At 73.9% G+C, this 18,678-nt stretch carries 21 protein-coding genes and 1 pseudogene; 12 read left to right on the plus strand and 10 right to left on the minus strand.

Annotation, left to right across the window (positions count from 1 at the left end; translation table 11 throughout):
• Positions 1-218, plus strand: a pseudogene (locus tag CK505_RS12285) (polyketide antibiotic transporter); the annotation flags it as partial.
• A gap of 130 nt (positions 219-348) precedes the next feature.
• Here CK505_RS12285 and CK505_RS12290 read toward each other — a convergent pair.
• Both CK505_RS12290 and CK505_RS12295 read right to left on the minus strand, forming a co-directional pair.
• Positions 349-891, minus strand: coding sequence for a type 1 glutamine amidotransferase domain-containing protein (locus CK505_RS12290; protein ID WP_035930518.1), 543 nt, complete (start codon positions 889-891; stop codon positions 349-351).
• A 115-nt stretch (positions 892-1,006) separates the two neighbouring features.
• Positions 1,007-1,426: a DUF302 domain-containing protein gene (locus tag CK505_RS12295; protein ID WP_095651249.1), complete on the minus strand. Its 420-nt coding sequence runs from the start codon at positions 1,424-1,426 to the stop codon at positions 1,007-1,009.
• A 250-nt stretch (positions 1,427-1,676) separates the two neighbouring features.
• Here CK505_RS12295 and CK505_RS12300 point away from each other — a divergent pair, with 250 nt between their 5' ends.
• The 5 genes from CK505_RS12300 to CK505_RS12320 all read left to right on the plus strand — a co-directional run bounded on the left by CK505_RS12300 (position 1,677) and on the right by CK505_RS12320 (position 6,163).
• On the plus strand, positions 1,677-2,540 hold the full coding sequence (locus CK505_RS12300; RefSeq protein ID WP_095651250.1) for a sulfite exporter TauE/SafE family protein: 864 nt from the start codon (positions 1,677-1,679) through the stop codon (positions 2,538-2,540).
• 92 nt (positions 2,541-2,632) lie between these two features.
• Positions 2,633-3,019: a thioredoxin gene (gene trxA / locus CK505_RS12305; protein ID WP_095651251.1), complete on the plus strand. Its 387-nt coding sequence runs from the start codon at positions 2,633-2,635 to the stop codon at positions 3,017-3,019.
• 130 nt (positions 3,020-3,149) lie between these two features.
• Entirely contained in the window at positions 3,150-4,502 is a 1,353-nt protein-coding gene (locus tag CK505_RS12310; protein WP_017833461.1) for a rhodanese-like domain-containing protein, read from the plus strand.
• 81 nt (positions 4,503-4,583) lie between these two features.
• Positions 4,584-5,654 carry a HoxN/HupN/NixA family nickel/cobalt transporter gene (locus CK505_RS12315; protein ID WP_095651252.1) on the plus strand — a complete coding sequence of 357 codons (1,071 nt, stop codon included), beginning with the start codon at positions 4,584-4,586 and terminating at the stop codon, positions 5,652-5,654.
• A gap of 5 nt (positions 5,655-5,659) precedes the next feature.
• Positions 5,660-6,163: a metallophosphoesterase gene (locus CK505_RS12320; protein WP_017833459.1), complete on the plus strand. Its 504-nt coding sequence runs from the start codon at positions 5,660-5,662 to the stop codon at positions 6,161-6,163.
• Positions 6,164-6,197: 34 nt separating this feature from the next.
• On the opposite strand, the gene CK505_RS12325 is transcribed toward CK505_RS12320, so the two are convergent.
• Both CK505_RS12325 and CK505_RS12330 read right to left on the minus strand, forming a co-directional pair.
• On the minus strand, positions 6,198-6,767 hold the full coding sequence (locus CK505_RS12325; RefSeq protein ID WP_017833458.1) for a hypothetical protein: 570 nt from the start codon (positions 6,765-6,767) through the stop codon (positions 6,198-6,200).
• Positions 6,768-6,911: 144 nt separating this feature from the next.
• Positions 6,912-7,208, minus strand: a complete 297-nt coding sequence (locus CK505_RS12330) for a DUF1540 domain-containing protein (RefSeq protein ID WP_017833457.1) — start codon at positions 7,206-7,208, stop codon at positions 6,912-6,914.
• 234 nt (positions 7,209-7,442) lie between these two features.
• Between CK505_RS12330 and CK505_RS12335 the strand changes: the two genes are divergently transcribed.
• From CK505_RS12335 to CK505_RS12345, 3 genes are read left to right on the plus strand one after another with little or no spacing between them, the layout of a single operon-like run.
• The gene (locus CK505_RS12335; RefSeq protein ID WP_017833456.1) at positions 7,443-8,003 is read left to right on the plus strand and encodes a carboxymuconolactone decarboxylase family protein; all 561 of its coding nucleotides are present in this window, start codon (positions 7,443-7,445) and stop codon (positions 8,001-8,003) included.
• Positions 8,000-9,010: a pirin family protein gene (locus CK505_RS12340; RefSeq protein WP_095651253.1), complete on the plus strand. Its 1,011-nt coding sequence runs from the start codon at positions 8,000-8,002 to the stop codon at positions 9,008-9,010. The genes CK505_RS12335 and CK505_RS12340 overlap by 4 nt, the downstream gene beginning before the upstream one ends.
• Positions 9,011-9,032: 22 nt before the next feature.
• Positions 9,033-9,380, plus strand: coding sequence for a GNAT family N-acetyltransferase (locus tag CK505_RS12345; RefSeq protein ID WP_095651254.1), 348 nt, complete (start codon positions 9,033-9,035; stop codon positions 9,378-9,380).
• Between the two features lie 63 nt (positions 9,381-9,443).
• Here the strand turns inward: CK505_RS12345 and CK505_RS12350 are convergent, their stop codons facing one another.
• Positions 9,444-10,319 carry a shikimate dehydrogenase gene (locus CK505_RS12350; protein WP_017833453.1) on the minus strand — a complete coding sequence of 292 codons (876 nt, stop codon included), beginning with the start codon at positions 10,317-10,319 and terminating at the stop codon, positions 9,444-9,446.
• 285 nt (positions 10,320-10,604) lie between these two features.
• Between CK505_RS12350 and CK505_RS12355 the strand changes: the two genes are divergently transcribed.
• On the plus strand, positions 10,605-11,387 hold the full coding sequence (locus tag CK505_RS12355) for a cyclase family protein (protein ID WP_095651255.1): 783 nt from the start codon (positions 10,605-10,607) through the stop codon (positions 11,385-11,387).
• Positions 11,384-13,102, plus strand: a complete 1,719-nt coding sequence (locus tag CK505_RS12360; RefSeq protein ID WP_095651256.1) for a thiamine pyrophosphate-binding protein — start codon at positions 11,384-11,386, stop codon at positions 13,100-13,102. Before CK505_RS12355 ends, CK505_RS12360 begins: the two co-directional genes overlap by 4 nt.
• Before the next feature lie 55 nt (positions 13,103-13,157).
• On the opposite strand, the gene CK505_RS12365 is transcribed toward CK505_RS12360, so the two are convergent.
• The gene (locus CK505_RS12365) at positions 13,158-14,498 is read right to left on the minus strand and encodes a hemolysin family protein (RefSeq protein ID WP_031283023.1); all 1,341 of its coding nucleotides are present in this window, start codon (positions 14,496-14,498) and stop codon (positions 13,158-13,160) included.
• Positions 14,499-14,628: 130 nt separating this feature from the next.
• On the opposite strand from CK505_RS12365, the gene CK505_RS12370 reads away from it, so the two are divergent.
• Entirely contained in the window at positions 14,629-15,843 is a 1,215-nt protein-coding gene (locus CK505_RS12370; RefSeq protein WP_095651258.1) for a glycerophosphodiester phosphodiesterase family protein, read from the plus strand.
• Positions 15,844-15,904: 61 nt separating this feature from the next.
• Here CK505_RS12370 and CK505_RS12375 read toward each other — a convergent pair whose 3' ends face one another.
• From CK505_RS12375 to CK505_RS12390, 4 genes are all read right to left on the minus strand, one after another.
• Complete coding sequence (locus CK505_RS12375; protein ID WP_017833937.1) at positions 15,905-16,117, minus strand: hypothetical protein; 213 nt, start codon at positions 16,115-16,117, stop codon at positions 15,905-15,907.
• Positions 16,118-16,211: 94 nt separating this feature from the next.
• A complete protein-coding gene (locus CK505_RS12380) occupies positions 16,212-17,117 on the minus strand; it encodes an ABC transporter ATP-binding protein (protein ID WP_249033728.1) in 906 nt (301 codons plus the stop codon).
• The gene (locus CK505_RS12385) at positions 17,107-17,880 is read right to left on the minus strand and encodes an ABC transporter permease (RefSeq protein ID WP_095651259.1); all 774 of its coding nucleotides are present in this window, start codon (positions 17,878-17,880) and stop codon (positions 17,107-17,109) included. The genes CK505_RS12380 and CK505_RS12385 overlap by 11 nt, the downstream gene beginning before the upstream one ends.
• Positions 17,877-18,671, minus strand: coding sequence for an ABC transporter permease (locus tag CK505_RS12390; protein WP_051063790.1), 795 nt, complete (start codon positions 18,669-18,671; stop codon positions 17,877-17,879). The genes CK505_RS12385 and CK505_RS12390 overlap by 4 nt, the downstream gene beginning before the upstream one ends.
• Between the last annotated feature and the right edge of the window lie 7 nt (positions 18,672-18,678).

Consider the following 18,678-nt stretch of genomic DNA (forward strand, 5'->3'; position numbering starts at 1 on the left):
TGAGCTGGGCCGTGGTCGCGTACGTGGTCTTCGTCTCGTGGTTCGGCCTGCTGCTCGACCTGCCGGAGGCGGCGATGAACCTCTCCCCCGTGCAGCTGACGCCGCTCGTGCCCTCCGAGGACTGGGAAGCCGCTCCGCTGCTGGGTCTCGCCGCGCTGGCGCTCGCCCTCCTGGCCGCGGCCGCCGCCGGGTTCCGCCGCCGGGACCTCGTGGCCTGAGCCGCGGGGCCGGCACCGACGCGGGGGCGCTCCCGGACGGCCGTCGCCTCCGACGGCCGTCCGGGAGCGCCCCCGCGGTACCCGCGGAACCGGGCGGTTCCGCGGCGGGCCGGTCGCCCGGCGGCGCTGATCAACCGGCGAAGAGCGTGAGAGCCTCCCGGTTGAAGGCCTCGAGGTCACCGGGGTTGCGGGAGGTGACGAGGCGTCCGTCGACGACGACCTCCTCGTCCACCCAGTCCGCCCCGGCGTTCTTCAGGTCCGTTGCCAGGGAGGTGTAGGACGTGAGCCGCTTGCCCTGCGCGAGCCCGGCCTCGATGAGGATCCACGGGGCGTGGCAGATGGCCGCGATCGGCTTGCCCGCGGCGTCGAACTCCTTGACCAGGCGCAGGGCGTCCTGGTCCGTGCGCACGGTGTCCGCGTTGAGGGTGCCCCCGGGCAGGACCAGCGCGTCGAAGTCATCGGCCTTCGCCGCGGCGAGGGTGCCGTCGACGTCGTAGCTGCCGGCGCGGTCCCAGTCCCCCTGCATCGCCGTGATGGTGCCCTGCTCCGGGGACAGGAGCACGGGGGTGCCGCCGGCCTCCTGGACGGCCTTCCACGGCTCGGTGAGCTCGGGCTCCTCGACGCCGTTCGTGGCGATGAACGCGATCTTCTTGCCGGTGATGTCGGTGGTCATGGACTGCCTCCTGGGTGCGGTGGATCTGTGGATGGGGTGGATCTGTCCGTTCGGTGGACCTGCGGCTCCGGTGGAGCCGCCGGTCCGGCGGAACCGTGCCGGGTCGCCGCGGCCGCTACTGCGACCGGAGTCCGCCGAGGACGTCGAGCGCCGCCCGCAGCCGGACGCCGGCGTCGTCGGCGACCTCCTGCACGGCGGGGCTGCCGCTGAGCTGGACCATGGTCTGCGGGTCGATGGCCTCGACCGTGGAGGAGCCGGCGTCCGCGCCGCGGCGCACCACCACGTTGCAGGGCAGGAGCGCGCCGAGCTGGGGCTCCGCGGCCAGGGCCTTGCTGGCGAGCCCGGGGTTGCAGGCGCCGAGGATGACGTAGTCGCCCACGCCCTCGGCGGCCTCGGCGCCGAGCTTCTTCTCGAAGGTGGCGCGCACGTCGATCTCGGTGAGGATGCCGAAGCCCTGCTCGGCCAGGGCGGCCCGCGTCCGCTCGACCGCCTCCGCGTAGGGCAGCGGGACGACGACGGCGTTGGTGTAGCTCATGCTTGCACTCCTTCTCGGTCCGCGCTCCTGCTCAGGACTCCACTGTTGGCACGCGGGGCCCGGAAAGGGAAGTGCGGGACGGCCGGGTTCTCGCTGGGCGATACCGGCGCCCGGCCTCGATACCCCCGGGGGTAGTTGAATACCCCCTGGGGTATTTGCCATACTCGGAACGAACGCCGGGCGGAGCGCCCGGCACCCCTCCACGGCCTGACCACCCGCCCCGGCCGGCGGGAAGCAAAGGACACGCACCATGACCGTCACCCTCGTACTGACCCTCCTGCTGTCGGTGCTGATCGGGCTCTCGCTCGGTCTGCTCGGCGGCGGCGGATCCATCCTCACCGTCCCGATCCTCACCTACGTCGCCGGGCTGGACCCCAAGGAGGCCATCGCGGCCTCCCTGTTCGTCGTCGGGGTGACGTCGGCCGTCAGCGCCGTCAACCACGCCCGCAACCGGCGCGTGAAGTGGCGCACCGGGCTCGTCTTCGGCGCGGCCGGCATGGCCGGGGCCTTCCTGGGCGGCCTGGCCGGCGGCTACATCCCCGGCACCGTGCTGATGGTCGCCTTCGCCCTGATGATGGTCGCGACCTCCCTGGCCATGATCCGCGGCCGCAAGAACAGCACCGCGACACCCCACGACGGTGAGCTGCCCGTCGGCAAGGTCGTCGCCGAGGGCCTGGTCGTGGGCCTGGTCACCGGCCTGGTGGGGGCCGGCGGCGGGTTCCTCGTCGTCCCGGCCCTGGCCCTGCTGGGCGGGCTGTCCATGCCCGTGGCCGTGGGCACCTCCCTGGTGGTCATCGCGATGAAGTCCTTCGCCGGGCTCGCCGGCTACCTCACCACGGTCTCCCTGGACTGGGCCCTGGTGGGTGCGGTGACCGTCGCCGCGGTCGCCGGCTCGTTCGCCGGGGCGCGGCTGGCCGGGCGCATCCCCGAGGCCGCACTGCGCAAGGGCTTCGGCATCTTCGTCCTGGTCATGGGCGTCTTCGTCCTGGTCCAGGAGCTGCCCGGCGCGGCCGGGATCGCCGTCGGGATCACTGCCGCTGTCGCGGCCCTGGCCGCCACGGTCTGCTGGTTCGCGGTCCCGAGGTGCCCGCTGCGCACGCCCCTCACGGCCTGACCCTCGCCCTCTTCTTCCCACCGTTTCCGCACACCGTCCGCTACGACCGATTCCGAGATCACCGACCGAGAACCCCGACCAAGGAGGTCCCCATGGCCACCATCGACGTCACCGAAGCCGACTTCGCCCCCACCATCGAGTCCAACGACATCGTCCTCGTGGACTTCTGGGCGAGCTGGTGCGGCCCCTGCCGCATGTTCGCCCCGACCTACGAGGCCGCCTCCGCCAAGCACCCGGACGTCGTCTTCGCCAAGGTCGACACCGAGGCCGAGCAGCGGCTCTCCGCCGCCGCCGGCATCAGCTCCATCCCCACCCTGATGGCCTTCCGCGAGGGCGTGCTCGTGTTCTCCCAGCCCGGCGCCCTGCCCGCGACCGGGCTCGAGCAGGTCATCACCGCGGTCAAGGGCCTCGACATGGCCGAGGTCCACGCCGAGCTCGCCCGGCAGCGGGCCGGGCAGGAGGCCGGGCAGCAGGCCTGAGCCGCGGCGCGGGTCCCCGGCACGTCGCTTCCGCCGTGGCCCCGCCCCTGGAACACTCCCGTAACAACCCGCCGATACCGTCACCACGCCCCACGGCGCGCCGCGGGGCACCACCAAGGAGGAACGCACCATGGACGTCACCCTCATCGACACCCCCCAGCTCGGGGACCGCAGCTACCTCGTGCACGACGGGCAGGTGGCGCTGGTCATCGATGCCCAGCGCGACATCGACCGCCTCGAGGCCGCCGTGGAGCAGGCCGGGGTGAAGGTCACCCACGTGGCCGAGACGCACATCCACAACGACTACCTGACCGGCGGCTGCCTCTACGCCCGGAAGCACGGCGCGGCCTACCTCGTCAACGCCGCCGACGACGTCTCCTTCGAGCGCACCCCGATCGCCGACGGGGAGACCGTCCGGGTCGGCGAGCTCACCGTCAAGGCCGTGGCCACCCCCGGCCACACCCACCACCACCTGTCCTTCGTGGTGGAGCACGGCGAGGAGCAGGCCGTGTTCTCCGGCGGCAGCGTCCTCTACGGCTCCGTGGGCCGCACCGACCTGCTGGGCCGCGAGCACATGGTGGGCCTGACCCACGACCAGTACGCCTCCGCCCGCCGCCTCGCGGCCGAGGCGCAGGAGAAGGCCGCCCTGTACCCGACCCACGGGTTCGGCTCCTTCTGCTCCTCCGGCCCCGCCACCGGCGCGGACGAGTCCACCCTCGGCGAGCAGATCAGGACGAACCACGTCTACACCGATCCGGACGAGGAGCACTTCGTCGCCGAGCTCATCAGCAACCTCACGGCGTACCCGAACTACTACGTGCACATGGGCCCGGCCAACGCCGCCGGCCCCACCGAGCCGGACCTGTCCGTGCCCGACTCCCTGGACCCCGAGGAGCTGCGGTCCCGCCTGGAGGCCGGGGAGTGGGTGGTGGACCTGCGCCACCGGGTGGCCTACTCCGCCGAGCACCTGAAGGGCACGATCAGCTTCGAGTACGGCGACGGCTCCAGCTTCACCGCGTTCCTGGGCTGGATCTTCCCCTACGACCGGCAGCTGACCCTCGTGGGGTCGCGTGCGGACGTCGAGAACGCGATCCGGGACCTGTCGCGGATCGGCATCGACTCCCCCGACGCGGCGCTGGGCGAGGACCCGGAGAAGCTCGCCCCCGGGGCGGCCCGCTCCTCCTACCCGCGCGTCGACTGGAAGGGCATGCTCGAGGGGCGACCCGAGGACGAGACCGTCCTGGACGTCCGCCGGGTGGACGAGTACGAGCAGTCGCACCTCCCGGGCGCGGTCAACATCCCGCTGCACGAGCTGCTGCCCCAAATGGACGAGGTGCCCGCGGGCCGGCTGTGGGTGCACTGCGGCTCCGGCTACCGCTCGGGCGTGGCTGCGTCACTGCTCGAGCGCGCGGGCAAGGACCCGGTGCACATCGACGCCCTGTTCGCCGAGGCCGAGGAGGCCGGCGTGCCGCTCGAGAACTGACGCCGCCGCGGGGGCCGGTGCGCGCCCCCGGCCCCCGCGGCCCCTCCCCGAAGCCCGCCCCAGCCCAGCGAAAGGCCCGCCGTGAGCACCTCCCGCACCGTCCCCCCGTCCGTCGCCGGACGGCGCAGCGTCACCGTCATCGGCGCCGCGGTCGTCCTCCTGCACGTCGCGGGCTGGGGCGCGCTGCTCGCCCTCGCCCTGGGCACCGACACCCCCCAGGGGGGAACGGGACTGTTCGTGGGACTCGCCCTCAGCGCCTACGCCCTGGGCGTCCGGCACGCCTTCGACGCCGACCACATCGCCGCGATCGACAACGCGACGCGCTCGCTGATGGCGCGGGGCCGGGCGTCCGCGGCCACCGGCTTCTGGTTCGCCCTGGGCCACTCCTCGGTGGTCCTCGTCTCCGTGCTGCTGCTGGCCCTCGGCCTGGAGGCCTTCGCCGGCGGTCTCGCGGACGAGGGCTCCGGGCTGCGGCAGGCCGCGGGGATCTGGGGCGGCACCGTCTCCGGGCTGTTCCTCGTCACCGCCGGGGTGCTCAACCTCGCCGTGCTGCTCCGGCTTCGCCGGGCCCGCCGCACGGCGCGCACCGGCGCCCTGGACGCCGCCGAGCTGGACGCCCACCTCGCCGACCGGGGCGTGCTGCACCGCGTGCTGCACCCCGTGACCCGCATGGTGGACCGCCCGGCCAGGATGTACCCCGTCGGCTTCCTCTTCGGCCTCGGCCTCGACACGGCGGCCTCCATCGGGCTGTTCGTCATGGCCGGCGGGCTCGCCCCCGAGCTGCCCTGGTACGCGGTGCTCGTGCTGCCCGTGCTCTTCACCGCGGGCATGACGATGTTCGACAGCGCCGACGGCATCCTGATGAACCGGGTCTACGGCTGGGCCTCGGTGGACGCCCGCCGCCGGCTGAACTACAACGTCACGGTGACCACCGTCTCCGTCGTCATCGCCTTCGTGATCGGCGGGACGAGTCTGCTGTCCGTGCTCGCCGAGCTCCTGCAGCCGACCGGCGGCGCGCTCGCCCTCGTCGCGGCGATCGACCTCAACTTCCTCGGCATGGCCGTGATCGTGTTCTTCGGCGTCGTCTGGCTGGGCTCGAAGGGCCTGGACCGGATCCGCCGCGACGGACGACCGGTCCCTGTGCGAGGCTGATCGTCATGGTCCGACTCCTCCTGCTCGCCGACACGCACGTCCCCAAGCGCGCCCGCGACCTGCCCGCCGCGGTGTGGCGGGCCGTCGACGACGCCGAGGTGGTGCTGCACGCGGGCGACTGGATCGACCTCGCGACCCTCGACCGGCTCGAGGAGCGGGCCGCCCGCCTCGTGGGGGTCTGGGGGAACAACGACGGCCCGGAGCTGCGCGAACGGCTGCCCGAGGTGGCCCGCGAGACGCTCGGGGGCGTGCGCTTCGGGATGGTCCACGAGACCGGTGCCGCCGCCGGGCGGGAGGCCCGGATGGACCGGGCGTTCCCCGGCCTCGACGTCCTGGTCTTCGGCCACAGCCACATCCCGTGGGACAGCACCACCCCGGCGGGCCTGCGGCTGCTCAACCCCGGCTCCCCCACGGACCGGCGGCGCCAGCCGCACTGCACCTATCTGACGGCGGTCGCCGACGGCGGGCGGCTCACCGACGTGGAGCTCGTCCGCCTCCCGCCGCGCTGACGCCCCGCGGCACCGGCGCCGCCGGGCCGAGCGCTCAGAGCAGGCCCCGCAGCTGGTAGTAGCGCCGGCCCACCACGGTCCCGTTGACCCGGACGGCGGCCCACACCAGCACGAGCAGCAGCGCCACCAGCACGGCCGGGACGGGCACGAAGAGCGCCCACACCACCAGCGCCATGCCCGGGACGGTCAGCAGGATCGGCCAGGCGTACTGCACCATCTCCACCGCCATGTAGTCCTGCATCTCCCGCAGGACCGGGTCCCGCGGGACGGCGCCGCGGCGCACCGAGGTCCGCAGCCCCTTGCTCGCCCGGGCGCGGGCGTCCATGAGGTCGTTGCGGGGCGCGTCGTCCGCCCGGGTGAGCGAGAGGATGATGCCGCTGACCAGCAGGGCCGCCCCGCCCACCACGAGTCCCCACTGCACCGGGCTGAGCAGCCCCCTCTCGCCCAGGAGGAGCGCGGCCGCGATGCCGCCCAGCAGCCCGACCACCAGGCTCGCCACGACGGCCAGCACGATCCGGCGGGCCCAGACCGCGTCGAGCTCCCCGAGCCGGGGGATCTGCACGTGCGGGTGGTCGGCCCCGCTGAGCCGGATCTCCTCGTCCATGGCGCACCGTCCTCTCGTCGCCCCGAGCTGCTGCGCGGGCCCCTCCATTGTCCCGCGGCCCGGGCGCGCTGGCACGTCCGCCCCCGGGACAGACAGAAACCCCGGCCCCGGTCAGGTGCCAGGGGCCGGGGCTGCCGACGGTCCTCAGGCGGCCTGGTAGGTCAGGCAGTCGGCCTCGTCGGCGCCGGCGCCGATCTTCACGTCGTGGGCCGTGCACATCAGGTGCTCGTTGTGCACGCACTCGCCGCGCTGGCAGGCACCGACCTCGGCGTGGACGGTGGGCAGGCCGCCGTCGGGGCCCAGCGAGATGAACGTGCCGCAGTGCGCGTGGCCGGAGGACCCGGTCACGGTGATCGCGTGGGCCGTGCACTCGTGGTCGTGGTTGAACGAGCACTGCCCCACGGTGCAGTCGGAGACGGGAACGAACTCGGTGGTGGCCATGACTTCTCCTCCGGGAGGATCTCCGGGCCGGAGCCTGCTGCCCCGGCCTGAACAAGCTCTTCCAGGATGCGCCTCACGAGGGACGATGGATAGCACATTTTTTCGTGCCCCAATGTCCGCGGGCCGGCCGACAGGGCCCCGCGGCGCCGCCCTTGACGGGGCACCGCCGGGGGGTATTCGCTGGACGCACGGCGGTGCCGCCCGGCGGCGCCGCGACGACCCCGAGGAGACCCCATGAGCGCCGGCGACCACTTCTACCTCGACAAGGCGGATCCGGGCAGCTGGCGGGCGCTCAACGGCCTGGCGCGCAAGGTCGCCGCCGCGGCCGAGGACGCCGGGCTGTCCCGGGCGCTCGTGGAGCTGCTCAACATCAGGGTCTCCCAGCTCAACGGGTGTGCCTACTGCCTCGACCTGCACACCGGCTACGCCGTGGAGGCCGGGGTGAGCGCGCAGAAGCTGGCGGTGCTCCCCGCCTGGCGCGAGACGGAGCTCTTCGACGACCTGGAGCGGGCCGCGCTGGCCATCGGGGAGTCCGTGGCCCTGCTGCCCGACGAGGAGACCCGGCTGGCGGAGCTGGCGGTGGCCCGGGCGGAGCTGACCGACGAGCAGTACTCGGCGCTGCAGTGGACGGCGGTGGCGATCAACGCCTTCAACCGGGTCTCCGTCCTCTCCCGCCACCGGGTCCGCCCCCGTGCGGCCGCGCCGGAGGGACATCCCCCGGGAGAACGGGCCGCGGACGAGCCGGCACCGGACGCCCCGCGCACCCCGTCGACCGTCGCGGGGGGCACGGCGTGACCAACCTGGACGTGGACCCGCAGGAGCTGCTGTGCTCCGAGGCCGTCGGGGCCGGCGCGCAGCTGCTGGCCCCGCGCGAGGTGCCCCTGGGCGGGCCCCGCGCGATGACCGTGCGCCGCACCCTGCCCCAGCGGCAGCGCAGCCTCATCGGGGCGTGGTGCTTCGTCGACCACTACGGCCCCGACCTGGTCTCGGAGTCCGGGGGCATGCGGGTGGCACGGCACCCGCACACCGGCCTGGCCACCGTGAGCCTGCTGTTCACCGGCGGGATCGCCCACCGGGACTCGGCCGGCTACGACGCGATCGTCCGGCCCGGCGAGGTCAACCTGATGGTCGCCGGACGGGGGATCTCCCACCAGGAGTTCTCCACCCCCGGCACCACGCTGCTGCACGGGGTCCAGCTCTGGTACGCCCTGCCGGAGGCGACCCGCCAAATGGCACCCACCTTCGAGCACCACGCCCCCGAGCCGGTGGTCGGGGAGGGCACGGAGCTGCGCGTCTTCCTCGGCTCCCTGGCCGGCAGCACCTCCCCGGTGGACACCTTCACCCCGCCGCTGCTGGCCGCAGAGGCCACCCTGCGGCCCGGCGCCCGGCTGGAGCTGGAGCTGGACCCGGCCCTCGAGCACGGCGTGCTGCTCGACACCGGCGACCTGGCGCTCAACGGCGCCCCCGTGCCGGTGGACCACCTCGCCTGCCTCCCGGTCGGGCAGGGTCCCGTGGTGCTGGAGGCCGGCCTGAGCCCGGTCCGGCTGCTGCTCATCGGCGGCGAGCCGCTGGGCGAGCAGATCGTGATGTGGTGGAACTTCGTCGGCCGCAGCCACGAGGAGGTCGTCGCCCACCGCGCCGCCTGGCAGGCGGAGATCGACGCCGAACCGGCCCCCGCGCCGGCCTCCGGCAGCTACGAGGACGGGGCGCCGTACCCGCGCTTCGGCCCCTACCCGGCGGAGCAGCCCGCCCCGCTGCCGGCCCCACCGCTGCCCACCGTCCAGCTGCGGCCCCGCGGCTGAGCCCGTCCCCCAGGAGACCACCATGGACACCTCCGCCGTCACGGTGCGGAACAACCCCGGCCGGCAGCGCTACGAGCTCCTCGACGGGGAGACCGTCATCGGCTCGGCCCACTGGGTGCCCTTCGAGGGCCCCGGCGGGCCGCAGCGGATCTTCTACCACACCACCGTGGACGACGCCTACAGCGGGCAGGGCCTGGCCTCGAGACTGGCCCGGGAAGCCCTGGACGACACCGCCGGGGCCGGGCTGACGGTCGTCCCGGTGTGCCCCTACATCAAGAAGTGGCTGCACAGCCACCCCGACCACCAGCAGTACGCCGTGGCCGTGCGGCCCGAGCACCTCGCCGCCGTCCCGCGGCACGAGCAGCAGTGAGCCCGTCACCCGGGCCGGAGCCCGGGGGCGCCGGCCCGCGGCGGCCGGGACGGGAGCCCGGGCTCAGCCCCGCTGGGCCGCGATGAGATCGAGGAAGTGGGCGCGCATCCGGGCCCGGTCGGGCTCCACGCCGGTGATGAGCCGGAACGCGTCCACCGCCTGGCCGACCGCCATGTGGCCGCCGTCGAGCACCTGGCACCCCCGGGCCCGGGCCGCGGCGACGAGCTCGGTCTCCACCGGCAGGTAGACCACGTCGGCCACCCACTGCCGGGCCTCCAGCAGGCCGGGGTCCACGGGGGTGCCGGGGTGGTGGTGCATGCCCACCGGGGTGGCGTTGACCAGCCCGTCGGCCGCGCGCACCAGCTCCGGCAGCGTCTCGGCGGTGGCGGCCGCGACCTGCTGCCCGGGGAAGAGCTCGGCCATGGCGGCGGCCCGCTCGCCCGCCCGGGCGGGGTCCACGTCGAACAGGTGCAGGGTCTGCACGCCGGCGCTCAGCAGCGCGGAGGCCACGGCGGAGCCGGCGCCGCCGGTGCCGACCTGGACCACGCGGTCCTTGGCCGCGCCGGGGAGCACGGCCCGGAACCCCGCGGCGAAGCCGGACACGTCGGTGTTGTGGCCGACGAACCGGCCGTCGCGGATCACCACCGTGTTGACGGCCCTCAGCGCGGCCGCCTCCGGGGCGACCTCGTCGAGGTGGTCCAGGACCAGCTGCTTGCACGGGTGCGTGATGTTGAAGGCGTTGAACCCGAGGTCCCGCCCGGCCCGCAGCAGCTCCCCCACGTCCTCGCCCGGGCGGCCGATCACCTCGAGGTCCACCGGACGGTACAGGTAGTGCAGCCCGTGGTTCCGCGCCTCGGTCTCGTGCATCGGCGGGGTGAGGCTGCGGGTGATCCCGTCGCCGATCAGGCCCACGAGGTAGGACTCGGAGGTGGTGCTCATGGTGGGCTCCTTGCGGGGTGCGGTCAGGACGCGGCCGCGCAGACCGCTCTCGGCGCGGCACCGGTGCCGGTGGCGCGGAGGGCATCGCGAGCCGTTGGGACGCCCATCACAGTACACCGGGAGGACGTGCAGGACCCGCTCTGCACTCACTGTGTGAACACGGATGCCACAGTGTGGAAGTGATTCCCACCGCGGGGACGCCGGGCCCGCGCCGGGGCACAATGGGCGGCGAGGCAAGTGCCACGGCCCCGCCGACGGGGCCCACGAACTGCGGAGGGTGACGTCATGAGCGTGCTGGGCGAACTGGGGGCGGCGCTGGCCGCCGGGACCGTGGAGATCGTGGACCTGACCACCCCCCTGGACCGGGACACCCCGATCCTGCGGCTGCCGGAACCGTTCGCCAACACGGTGGGCCTGTCCATGACCCCGGTGAGCGCCTACGACGAGGCCGGGCCCGGCTGGGCGTGGAACGACCTGACCCTGGGCGAGCACGCCGGCACGCACCTGGACGCGCCCGTGCACTGGATCACCGGCCGGGACGGGAGGTCGGTGGACCGGATCGAACCGGCGCGGCTCGTCGGGCCGGCCGCCGTCCTGGACCTCACCGCCGAGGCGGAGGCGGACGCGGACGCCCTGCTGGAGCCCGAGCACCTCGAGCGGTGGGAGGCCGAGCACGGGCGCTTCCCCGAGAACTGCTGGGTGCTCCTGCGCACCGGCTGGTCCGCCCGCGCGGACGACCCCGAGCGCTTCCTCAACGCCGACGCGGACGGCCTGCACGCCCCGGGGCCGTCGGTGGCCGCCGCCGAGTGGCTCGCCGCCCACCCGCACGTGAGCGGTTTCGGCGTGGAGACCGTCGGCATCGACGCGGGCATCGCCGGCGGCTTCGACCCGCCCTTCCCCGCCCACCACCACCTGCTGGGCCACGACAAGTACGGGCTGACCTCCCTGCGCCGCCTCGACCGGCTGCCGGTCCTCGGGGCGCAGCTCGTGGTCGCGCCCCTGCCGGTCGTGGGCGGCACGGGCAGCCCCGCCCGGGTGCTCGCCCTCGTCGAGCGGGCCGGGGCGTGACCGGCACGGTCGCCCAGCTCGTGGGCCGTGCGCTCGCGGAGCTGGGCGTGGGGCACGCGTTCGGCGTGGTGGGCAGCGGGAACTTCCACCTCACCAACGCGCTCATCGCGGCGGGCGTGCCCTTCACGGCCGCCCGGCACGAGAACGGCGCCGCGACCATGGCCGACGCCTGGGCCCGCACCAGCGGGCGCGTCGCCGTGGTCACCACGCACCAGGGCTGCGGGCTGACCAACGCGACCACCGGCATCGGCGAGGCCGCGAAGTCCCGCACCCCGCTGATCGTGCTCACCGCCGACACCCAGGCCGCGGCCGTGCACTCCAACTTCCGGATCGACCAGGACGCCCTCGCCCGGGCGGTGGGGGCGGTGGCCGAGCGGGTGCACTCCCCCGCGAGCGCCGCGGCCGACGTCGCCCGGGCCGTCCGGCGAGCCCGCAACGACCGCCGCACCGTGGTGCTCAGCGTCCCGCTCGACGTCCAGGCGTCCCCCGCCCCCGAGGGCGCCGTGGTGCCCGCGCTCCCGCCCGCGCCGCGCGTACGCCCGGACGAGGACACCGCCGAACGCCTGGCGGGGATGCTGGCCGCCGCGCGCCGGCCGGTGTTCGTGGCGGGACGCGGCGCCCGGGGGGCCCGCGCCGAGCTGACCGCCCTCGCCGAGCGCTCGGGGGCGCTGCTGGCGACGTCGGCGGTGGCCAAGGGCCTGTTCGCCGGCGAGGACTTCGACCTCGGCATCTCCGGGGGCTTCTCCTCCCCGGCGACCGCGGAGCTGATCGGGGCGGCCGACCTCGTGGTGGCGTGGGGCTGCGCCCTGACCATGTGGACCACCCGGCACGGGCGCCTCCTGGGCCCCGAGGCCGCGGTGGTGCAGGTGGACCTCGAGGAGTCCGCCCTGGGCGCGCACCGGCCGGTGGACCGGCCGCTGGACCTCGGGGTCGTGGGCGACTGCGCGCTCACCGCCCGGGACGTCCTCGCCGCGCTGGAGCACGACGTCCTGCGGACGGGCGGCACCGCAGGAGAGGGCGCCGCCGGGCCGGGAGCCGCCGCCCCGGCGTCGTCGTCCTGGCGCACGCCCGAGCTGGCCGCGCGGATCGCCCGGGAGGCCCGGTGGCGGGACGTCGCGTTCGAGGACCTTTCCACGGCGGAGCGGATCGACCCGCGGGTGCTGTCCCGCGAGCTGGACGCGATGCTGCCGGCCGAGCGGGTCGTGGCCGTCGACAGCGGCAACTTCATGGGCTACCCCAGCCAGTACCTCTCCGTGCCGGACGAGCGCGGGTTCTGCTTCACCCAGGCCTTCCAGTCCGTGGGCCTGGGCCTGGCCACGGCCATCGGCGCCGCGCTGGCGCAGCCGCACCGGCTGCCGGTGCTCGGCACGGGGGACGGCGGTTTCCTCATGGGGATCGCCGAGCTCGAGACCGCCGTCCGGCTGGGCCTGCCGCTGGTGTGCGTGGTCTACGACGACGCCGCGTACGGCGCGGAGGTGCACCACTTCGCCGGTGACGGGGACGCGCCCCTGGACACGGTGGTCTTCCCGGACGCCGACATCGCCGCGATCGGCCGGGGCTTCGGCGCCGACGGCGTGGTCGTGCGCTCCGCCGAGGACCTGGCCGCCGTGCGCACCTGGCTCGACGGGCCCCGGGACCGGCCCTTGGTGATCGACGCCAAGATCGCCTCCGACGGCGGGGCGTGGTGGCTGGCCGAGGCCTTCCGGGGCCACTGACCCGGCTCCCGCGCCACGAGGTCACCGCCGGCGGGACGGGCCCCGCCGGGACGGATCAGGCCCCGGACCGGCCGTCCTCCGCCGCGTCCCGCCGCAGCCGGGTGATCCGCACCCGCTCCACCCGGCTGCGGTCCACGGCCAGGACCTCGAGCCGGTAGCCGTCCACGTCGACGACGTCCGCCGGGCGCGCCACCCGCCCCAGCCGGTCCATCACGAACCCGCCGACCGTCTCGTAGTGGCCCTCGGGGATGACGAGCCCCGCCTCCACCGGGACCTCCTGGATGATCAGCCCGCCGTCCACGAGCACGGCCCCGCCCTCGCGCAGCACCGTGTCCTCGTGCTCCCGGACCCCGGCGTCGAACTCGTCGTAGATCTCGCCCACGAGCTCCTCCACGAGGTCCTCGAGGGTCACGATGCCCGCCGTCCCGCCGTACTCGTCGACCACCAGCGCGATGTGGTGCCCGTCCTTGCGCATGGCCTGCAGGGTGCGCAGCACGTGGTTGGTCTCCGGCAGGAAGGGGATGGGCCGCACCACGTCCCGCAGGGTCCGCGGAGGGGCCTCGATGACCCCGTCGCCGTCCTGGTCCGCGACCACGAGGTCGCGGATGTGCACGAAGCCCAGGACGTCGTCCACGCTCGTGCCGAGCACGGGGTAGCGGGAGTGCGGCAGGGCCAGGGCCGTGCGGTAGGCCTCCGTGACGGGCAGGGTGCCGTCCAGGAAGTGGACGTCGGGGCGCGGGCGCATGACCTCGGCGAGGCGGCGCTCGCCCGCCTCGAAGACGTCCGTGAGGATCGAGCGCGAGACGGCCCCGATGCCCCGGGTGTCCACGACCATCTCCCGGATCTCCTCCGCCGAGACCTCCTCGGTGACGGCGTGCGGGTCCCCGCCCACCAGCCGGACCACGAGGTTCGTGGACACGGACAGCAGCCAGATGACGGGGCGCATGAGCGTGGCGAAGACGCTCAGCGGAGGGGCCAGGATCTTCGTGAAGCCCACGGAGCGCTGCATGGCCAGGCGCTTGGGCACGAGCTCCCCGAGGACGAGGGAGAGGTACGCGATCACCAGGGTCATGCCGATCAGCGCGGAGGTCTCCGCGGCCGCGGTGGACAGACCGGCCCGCTCGAAGACGGGGGCCACGTCCGGGGCGAGCGTCGAGGCGCCGTAGGCCGAGGAGAAGAACCCCGCCACCGTCACGCCGATCTGCACCGCCGAGAGGAAGAGGTTGGGGTCCCGGACGAGGGCGGCGGTCCGGGCGCCCTTGCGGCCCGAGCGCTCGATCCGCTTGACCTGGCTCTCCCGCAGGCTCACGATCGCCATCTCGGTGCCCGCGAAGACGCCCCCGACGGCCACGAACAGCAGGACCAGGAGGATGTTCACGATCGTGCTGTTGTCCATGGCGCCCACAGTACCGGCCGCCTCCGGGACGCCAGGAGATCACCTGCTCGTCACGTCGCGTTGACCGGTTCGTCTCCGCGCTCCGCTTCGGTGGAGGGGCACTGTCCCCCCAGGCACGAGGAGCACCGTCATGACCACCCGTTCCCCCCGCACCCTGCGCGGCGCCGCCGCGGCCCTGTCCGCCGTGGCCGTGCTCGGCTCGGCGCTGCCGGCCGCCGCCGCCCCGTCCGGCACCGAGGACCCGATCGTCGTCGGGCACCGCGGCGCCGCCGGCACCGCCCCCGAGAACACGGTCCCCGCGTTCAAGGACGCCCGCGCCGCCGGCGTCGACTACCTGGAGATCGACGTCCAGCTCAGCGCCGACGGCGTGCCGTTCCTGTTCCACGACAGCACCCCCGCGCGCACCACGGACGTCGAGGAGGTCTTCCCCGGCCGCGAGGACGACCCGATCACGTCCTTCACGTGGGACGAGCTGCAGCAGCTCGACGCCGGCTCCTCCTTCGACGCGCAGTTCGCCGGGGAGCGGATCCCCCACCTCGACGACGCCGCGCGGATCGCCACCGTCAACACCGGCGTCTACATCGAGATCAAGTCCCCGCAGAACTCCCCCGGCATCGAGCAGGTCGTGGCCGACGCCCTGGCCGAGGACCGGGACTGGGCGAAGCTGCTCGCGGCGGACAAGGTCACCGTCATCGGCTTCGACGAGGCGTCCAACCGGACCTTCGCCGGGCTGGCCCCCGACGTGCCCCTGCAGCAGCTCACCGGCAGCGTCCCGGACGCCGCCACGATCGAGCGGTGGGCCGGTGTCGTGGACTCCGTGGGCACGAACTACCGCACCCTCGACGCCGGCGACGTCGCGCGCGTCGACGCCGCCGGCCTGGCCCTGGGCGTCTACACCGTCAACTCCCCGGAAGCGGTCCAGCACGTGGTGGACCTCGGCGTCGACATGATCACCGGCGACTTCCCCCTCCAGACGGCCCGCCACCTGGACGGGCGCGACCCCTTCCCCGCGAACAACGGGATCCGGATCGAGGACTCCGTCAACGACGTCCCCGGCGACGACCTCCGGCCCGGGACCGGCGAGCACGTGGTGCTCACCAACACGGGCCGGACCGCCGTGGACGTCAGCGGGTACGTGCTGCGCGACGCCGCGAACAACGTCCTCACCGTGGGCGAGGGCTACGAGCTGGCCCCGGGCGGGCGGCTGCGCGTGCACACCGGACCGGGCACCGGCACGGAGGACGCCCACTACAACGGCGGCACCTCCGCCGTGCTCAACAACGGCGGCGAGTCCGTCGCCCTGTGGACGGACAACGGCCGGATGCTGGACGTCTTCGCCAACTGATCCGGGACGCCCCCGCGCCGGGCGGGCCCCGCCGGCGACCACCGACGGGGCCTGCCCGGGCTCACCAGAGGTGGCGGCACTGCCCGTTCTGGCAGGAGAACTCGGGGGCGCGCCCGTCGGGCAGCATCATCGACGGGGACGCCAGCTCGACGTCGCGCGCCAGGTCCCAGTCGTCGGGCATGATCTGCACGTAGACCAGCTCGAACCCGGTGGCGCCGCAGCGCGGGCACGGCGCGGTGGTGCCGCGCAGACCGTCGGACGGGGTGGTGCTCATGGCGGGCCTCCCGGGGAGAACGGCCCCGGGCGCTCCGGAGCCGGTGGGCCCAGTGTAGTGGGCGCACCGGCTCCGGACGCGGCCGCGGGCCGGCTCAGGCCCTCGTGCCCGCCTCCCGCTTGGCGCGCTGAATCTCCTCGTAGACGTGCCCGCGCAGCTCGGTGAACCGCGGCAGGCCGCGGGTGGTGAGCTGGTCGCGGTCGTCGGGCAGGTCGATCGGGAGGTCCTCCTGGACCACGGTGGGCGAGCTCGAGAGGATGATGACGCGCTCGCCGAGGTAGACGGACTCGTCGATGTCGTGGGTCACGAACAGCACGGTCACGCCCATCCGGTGCCACACGTCCCGGATGAGGTCCTCGAGGTCGGCGCGGGTCTGGGCGTCCACCGCGGCGAAGGGCTCGTCCATCAGCAGGATCTTCGGCTGGTAGGCGACCGCCCGGGCGATGGCGACGCGCTGCTGCATGCCGCCGGAGAGCTGCCACGGGTACTTCTTGTCCGCGCCGCGCAGGTCCACGGCGGCGATCGCCTCCTCCACGAGCCGGTTCCGCTCGTCCCGGGCCAGCCTGGCGTTCTTCAGCGGCAGCTCCACGTTCTCGCGGACCGTCATCCAGGGGAACAGGCTGCGCCCGTACTCCTGGAAGACCACGGCCATGTCCTTGGGCGGACCGGTCACCTTCTCGCCGCCCAGGAGCACCTCGCCGGAGGTCGGCGCCATGAGCCCCGAGATGCACTTGAGCAGCGTGGTCTTGCCGGAGCCGGAGGGCCCCACGAGGCACGCCAGCTCGCCGCGGCCGAGGTCGAACGTGAGGTTGCGGACCGCCTCCACGTCGCCGTGGTCGCTCTGGTAGATCTTCTGCAGCCCGCGCACGGACAGCAGCACGTCCTTCCCGCCGGTGCGTCCGGCGCCGGCGTCCGAGACCCCGGTGGCGGTCGCGTCCGTGCCGGTCCGGGGTGCGGTCGCGCCGCCGTCCACTGCCGAGCTTCCTGATTCAGCCTGCATTCTCCACCTCTTTCAGGCCCCGGTACCAGGCGAGGACCTTGCGTTCAACACGTTGGAAGACGAACGCCAGCACCACCCCGATGAGACCCAGGACGGCGATGCCGCTCCACATCTCGGGAATGGCGAACGATCGCTGGAACTGCACGATGGTGAAGCCGAGCCCCGAGGACGAGGCGAACATCTCCGAGATCACCATCAGGATCAGCCCGATCGACAGGGCCTGCCGGATGCCGGCCATCATCTGGGGGCTGGCGGCGGGGATCACCAGGTGGACGATCCGCGACCACCCGTGGATCCCGTACGAGCGCGCCGTCTCGTTCATGACGGAGTCGACCGAGCGCACGCCCTCGATGGTGTTCAGCAGGACGGGCCACACGGACCCGAGCACGATCACCACCACCTTCATCTGGTCGTTGACGCCGATGAGCAGCATCAGCACGGGCACCAGCACCGGAGGCGGGATCGCCCGGAAGAACTCGAGCACGGGTTCCAGCAGGTTCCGCAGCCAGCGCACCGACCCGATGACGAGACCGGCGACGACGCCGAGCAGGATGGACAGCGCCAGCCCCACCAGGAGCCGGCCGATGCTCGGCAGCACGTCGTCGAAGAACCGGTCGCCGAACCAGACGTCCACGAACGTCGTGGCGAACTCGCCCGGCTCCGGGACGTAGAAGTTGGTCGTCGTCAGGGTGTAGGCCCACCACAGCAGGATCAGCAGGACGGGCAGCGCGAGCGCGTAGCCCAGGGTCTTGACGAGTTTCACACCGCCACCTCTCCGCGGACGGACGAGTGCCAGGCCAGCGCCCGGCGCTCGAGCGCCCGCATCCCCAGGTTGATGAGCACGCCCAGCAGCCCGGCCGTGACGATGAACGCGTACATGGCCGTGACGGCGCCGCCGGACTGGGCCAGGGAGATCTCCCGGCCCAGCCCCGGCGTGCCGATCACGAGCTGGGCGGTGACCGCCAGGATCAGCGCCACGGCCGCCCCGAGCCGCAGCCCGGTGATCACGTAGGGCAGGGACGTGGGCCACGTGACGTACCGGACGCGGGCCAGCGTCCCGAGCCCGTAGCTCTTGGCCGTGTCCTGCGCCACGGTGTCCACGTCCCCGACCCCGTAGAGGACCTGGATGAGGATCTGCCAGAAGGACGCGTACACGACCAGCAGCAGGGTGGACTCGAGCTGCACGCCGAACAGCAGGACGGCCAGCGGGATGAGCGCGACCGACGGGATGGGCCGGAGGAACTCGATCGTGCTGTGGGTGGCCCGGCGCAGGAACGTGCTGCTGCCGATGACCAGCCCCAGGACGATCGCGGCGACCGCGGCGATCAGCAGCCCGAGGAACCAGGCCCGGACGGTCTGCCAGACCGCCAGCCAGAAGCCCGCCGAGCCGAGCTGCTCCCCGAGCTCCAGCAGGACCGCGCTGGCCGGGGGCAGGTACCGGGGGTCGACGATCCCCGTCAGGGGCAGCAGCTCCCAGGTGAGCAGGAACCCGAGGATCCCCAGCACCCCGAGAACCCCGGGCCCCCAGGCCCGTCCCGTGCGCTTTCGTGCCATGTCGTGC

Source organism: Kocuria sp. WN036 (assembly GCF_002287015.1).
Taxonomy (GTDB): domain Bacteria; phylum Actinomycetota; class Actinomycetes; order Actinomycetales; family Micrococcaceae; genus Kocuria; species Kocuria rosea.

Bases quoted from the DNA above. Each gene is read 5' to 3' on its own strand.
- CK505_RS12295 (WP_095651249.1), bottom strand. From the start codon at position 1,426: ATGAGCTACACCAACGCCGTCGTCGTCCCGCTGCCCTACGCGGAGGCG.
- trxA (WP_095651251.1), top strand. From the start codon at position 2,633: ATGGCCACCATCGACGTCACCGAAGCCGACTTCGCCCCCACCATCGAG.
- CK505_RS12335 (WP_017833456.1), top strand. From the start codon at position 7,443: ATGAGCGCCGGCGACCACTTCTACCTCGACAAGGCGGATCCGGGCAGC.
- CK505_RS12290 (WP_035930518.1), bottom strand. From the start codon at position 891: ATGACCACCGACATCACCGGCAAGAAGATCGCGTTCATCGCCACGAAC.
- CK505_RS12370 (WP_095651258.1), top strand. From the start codon at position 14,629: ATGACCACCCGTTCCCCCCGCACCCTGCGCGGCGCCGCCGCGGCCCTG.
- CK505_RS12380 (WP_249033728.1), bottom strand. From the start codon at position 17,117: ATGCAGGCTGAATCAGGAAGCTCGGCAGTGGACGGCGGCGCGACCGCA.
- CK505_RS12310 (WP_017833461.1), top strand. From the start codon at position 3,150: ATGGACGTCACCCTCATCGACACCCCCCAGCTCGGGGACCGCAGCTAC.
- CK505_RS12320 (WP_017833459.1), top strand. From the start codon at position 5,660: ATGGTCCGACTCCTCCTGCTCGCCGACACGCACGTCCCCAAGCGCGCC.
- CK505_RS12365 (WP_031283023.1), bottom strand. From the start codon at position 14,498: ATGGACAACAGCACGATCGTGAACATCCTCCTGGTCCTGCTGTTCGTG.
- CK505_RS12300 (WP_095651250.1), top strand. From the start codon at position 1,677: ATGACCGTCACCCTCGTACTGACCCTCCTGCTGTCGGTGCTGATCGGG.
- CK505_RS12350 (WP_017833453.1), bottom strand. From the start codon at position 10,319: ATGAGCACCACCTCCGAGTCCTACCTCGTGGGCCTGATCGGCGACGGG.
- CK505_RS12375 (WP_017833937.1), bottom strand. From the start codon at position 16,117: ATGAGCACCACCCCGTCCGACGGTCTGCGCGGCACCACCGCGCCGTGC.
- CK505_RS12355 (WP_095651255.1), top strand. From the start codon at position 10,605: ATGAGCGTGCTGGGCGAACTGGGGGCGGCGCTGGCCGCCGGGACCGTG.
- CK505_RS12390 (WP_051063790.1), bottom strand. From the start codon at position 18,671: ATGGCACGAAAGCGCACGGGACGGGCCTGGGGGCCCGGGGTTCTCGGG.
- CK505_RS12330 (WP_017833457.1), bottom strand. From the start codon at position 7,208: ATGGCCACCACCGAGTTCGTTCCCGTCTCCGACTGCACCGTGGGGCAG.
- CK505_RS12325 (WP_017833458.1), bottom strand. From the start codon at position 6,767: ATGGACGAGGAGATCCGGCTCAGCGGGGCCGACCACCCGCACGTGCAG.
- CK505_RS12345 (WP_095651254.1), top strand. From the start codon at position 9,033: ATGGACACCTCCGCCGTCACGGTGCGGAACAACCCCGGCCGGCAGCGC.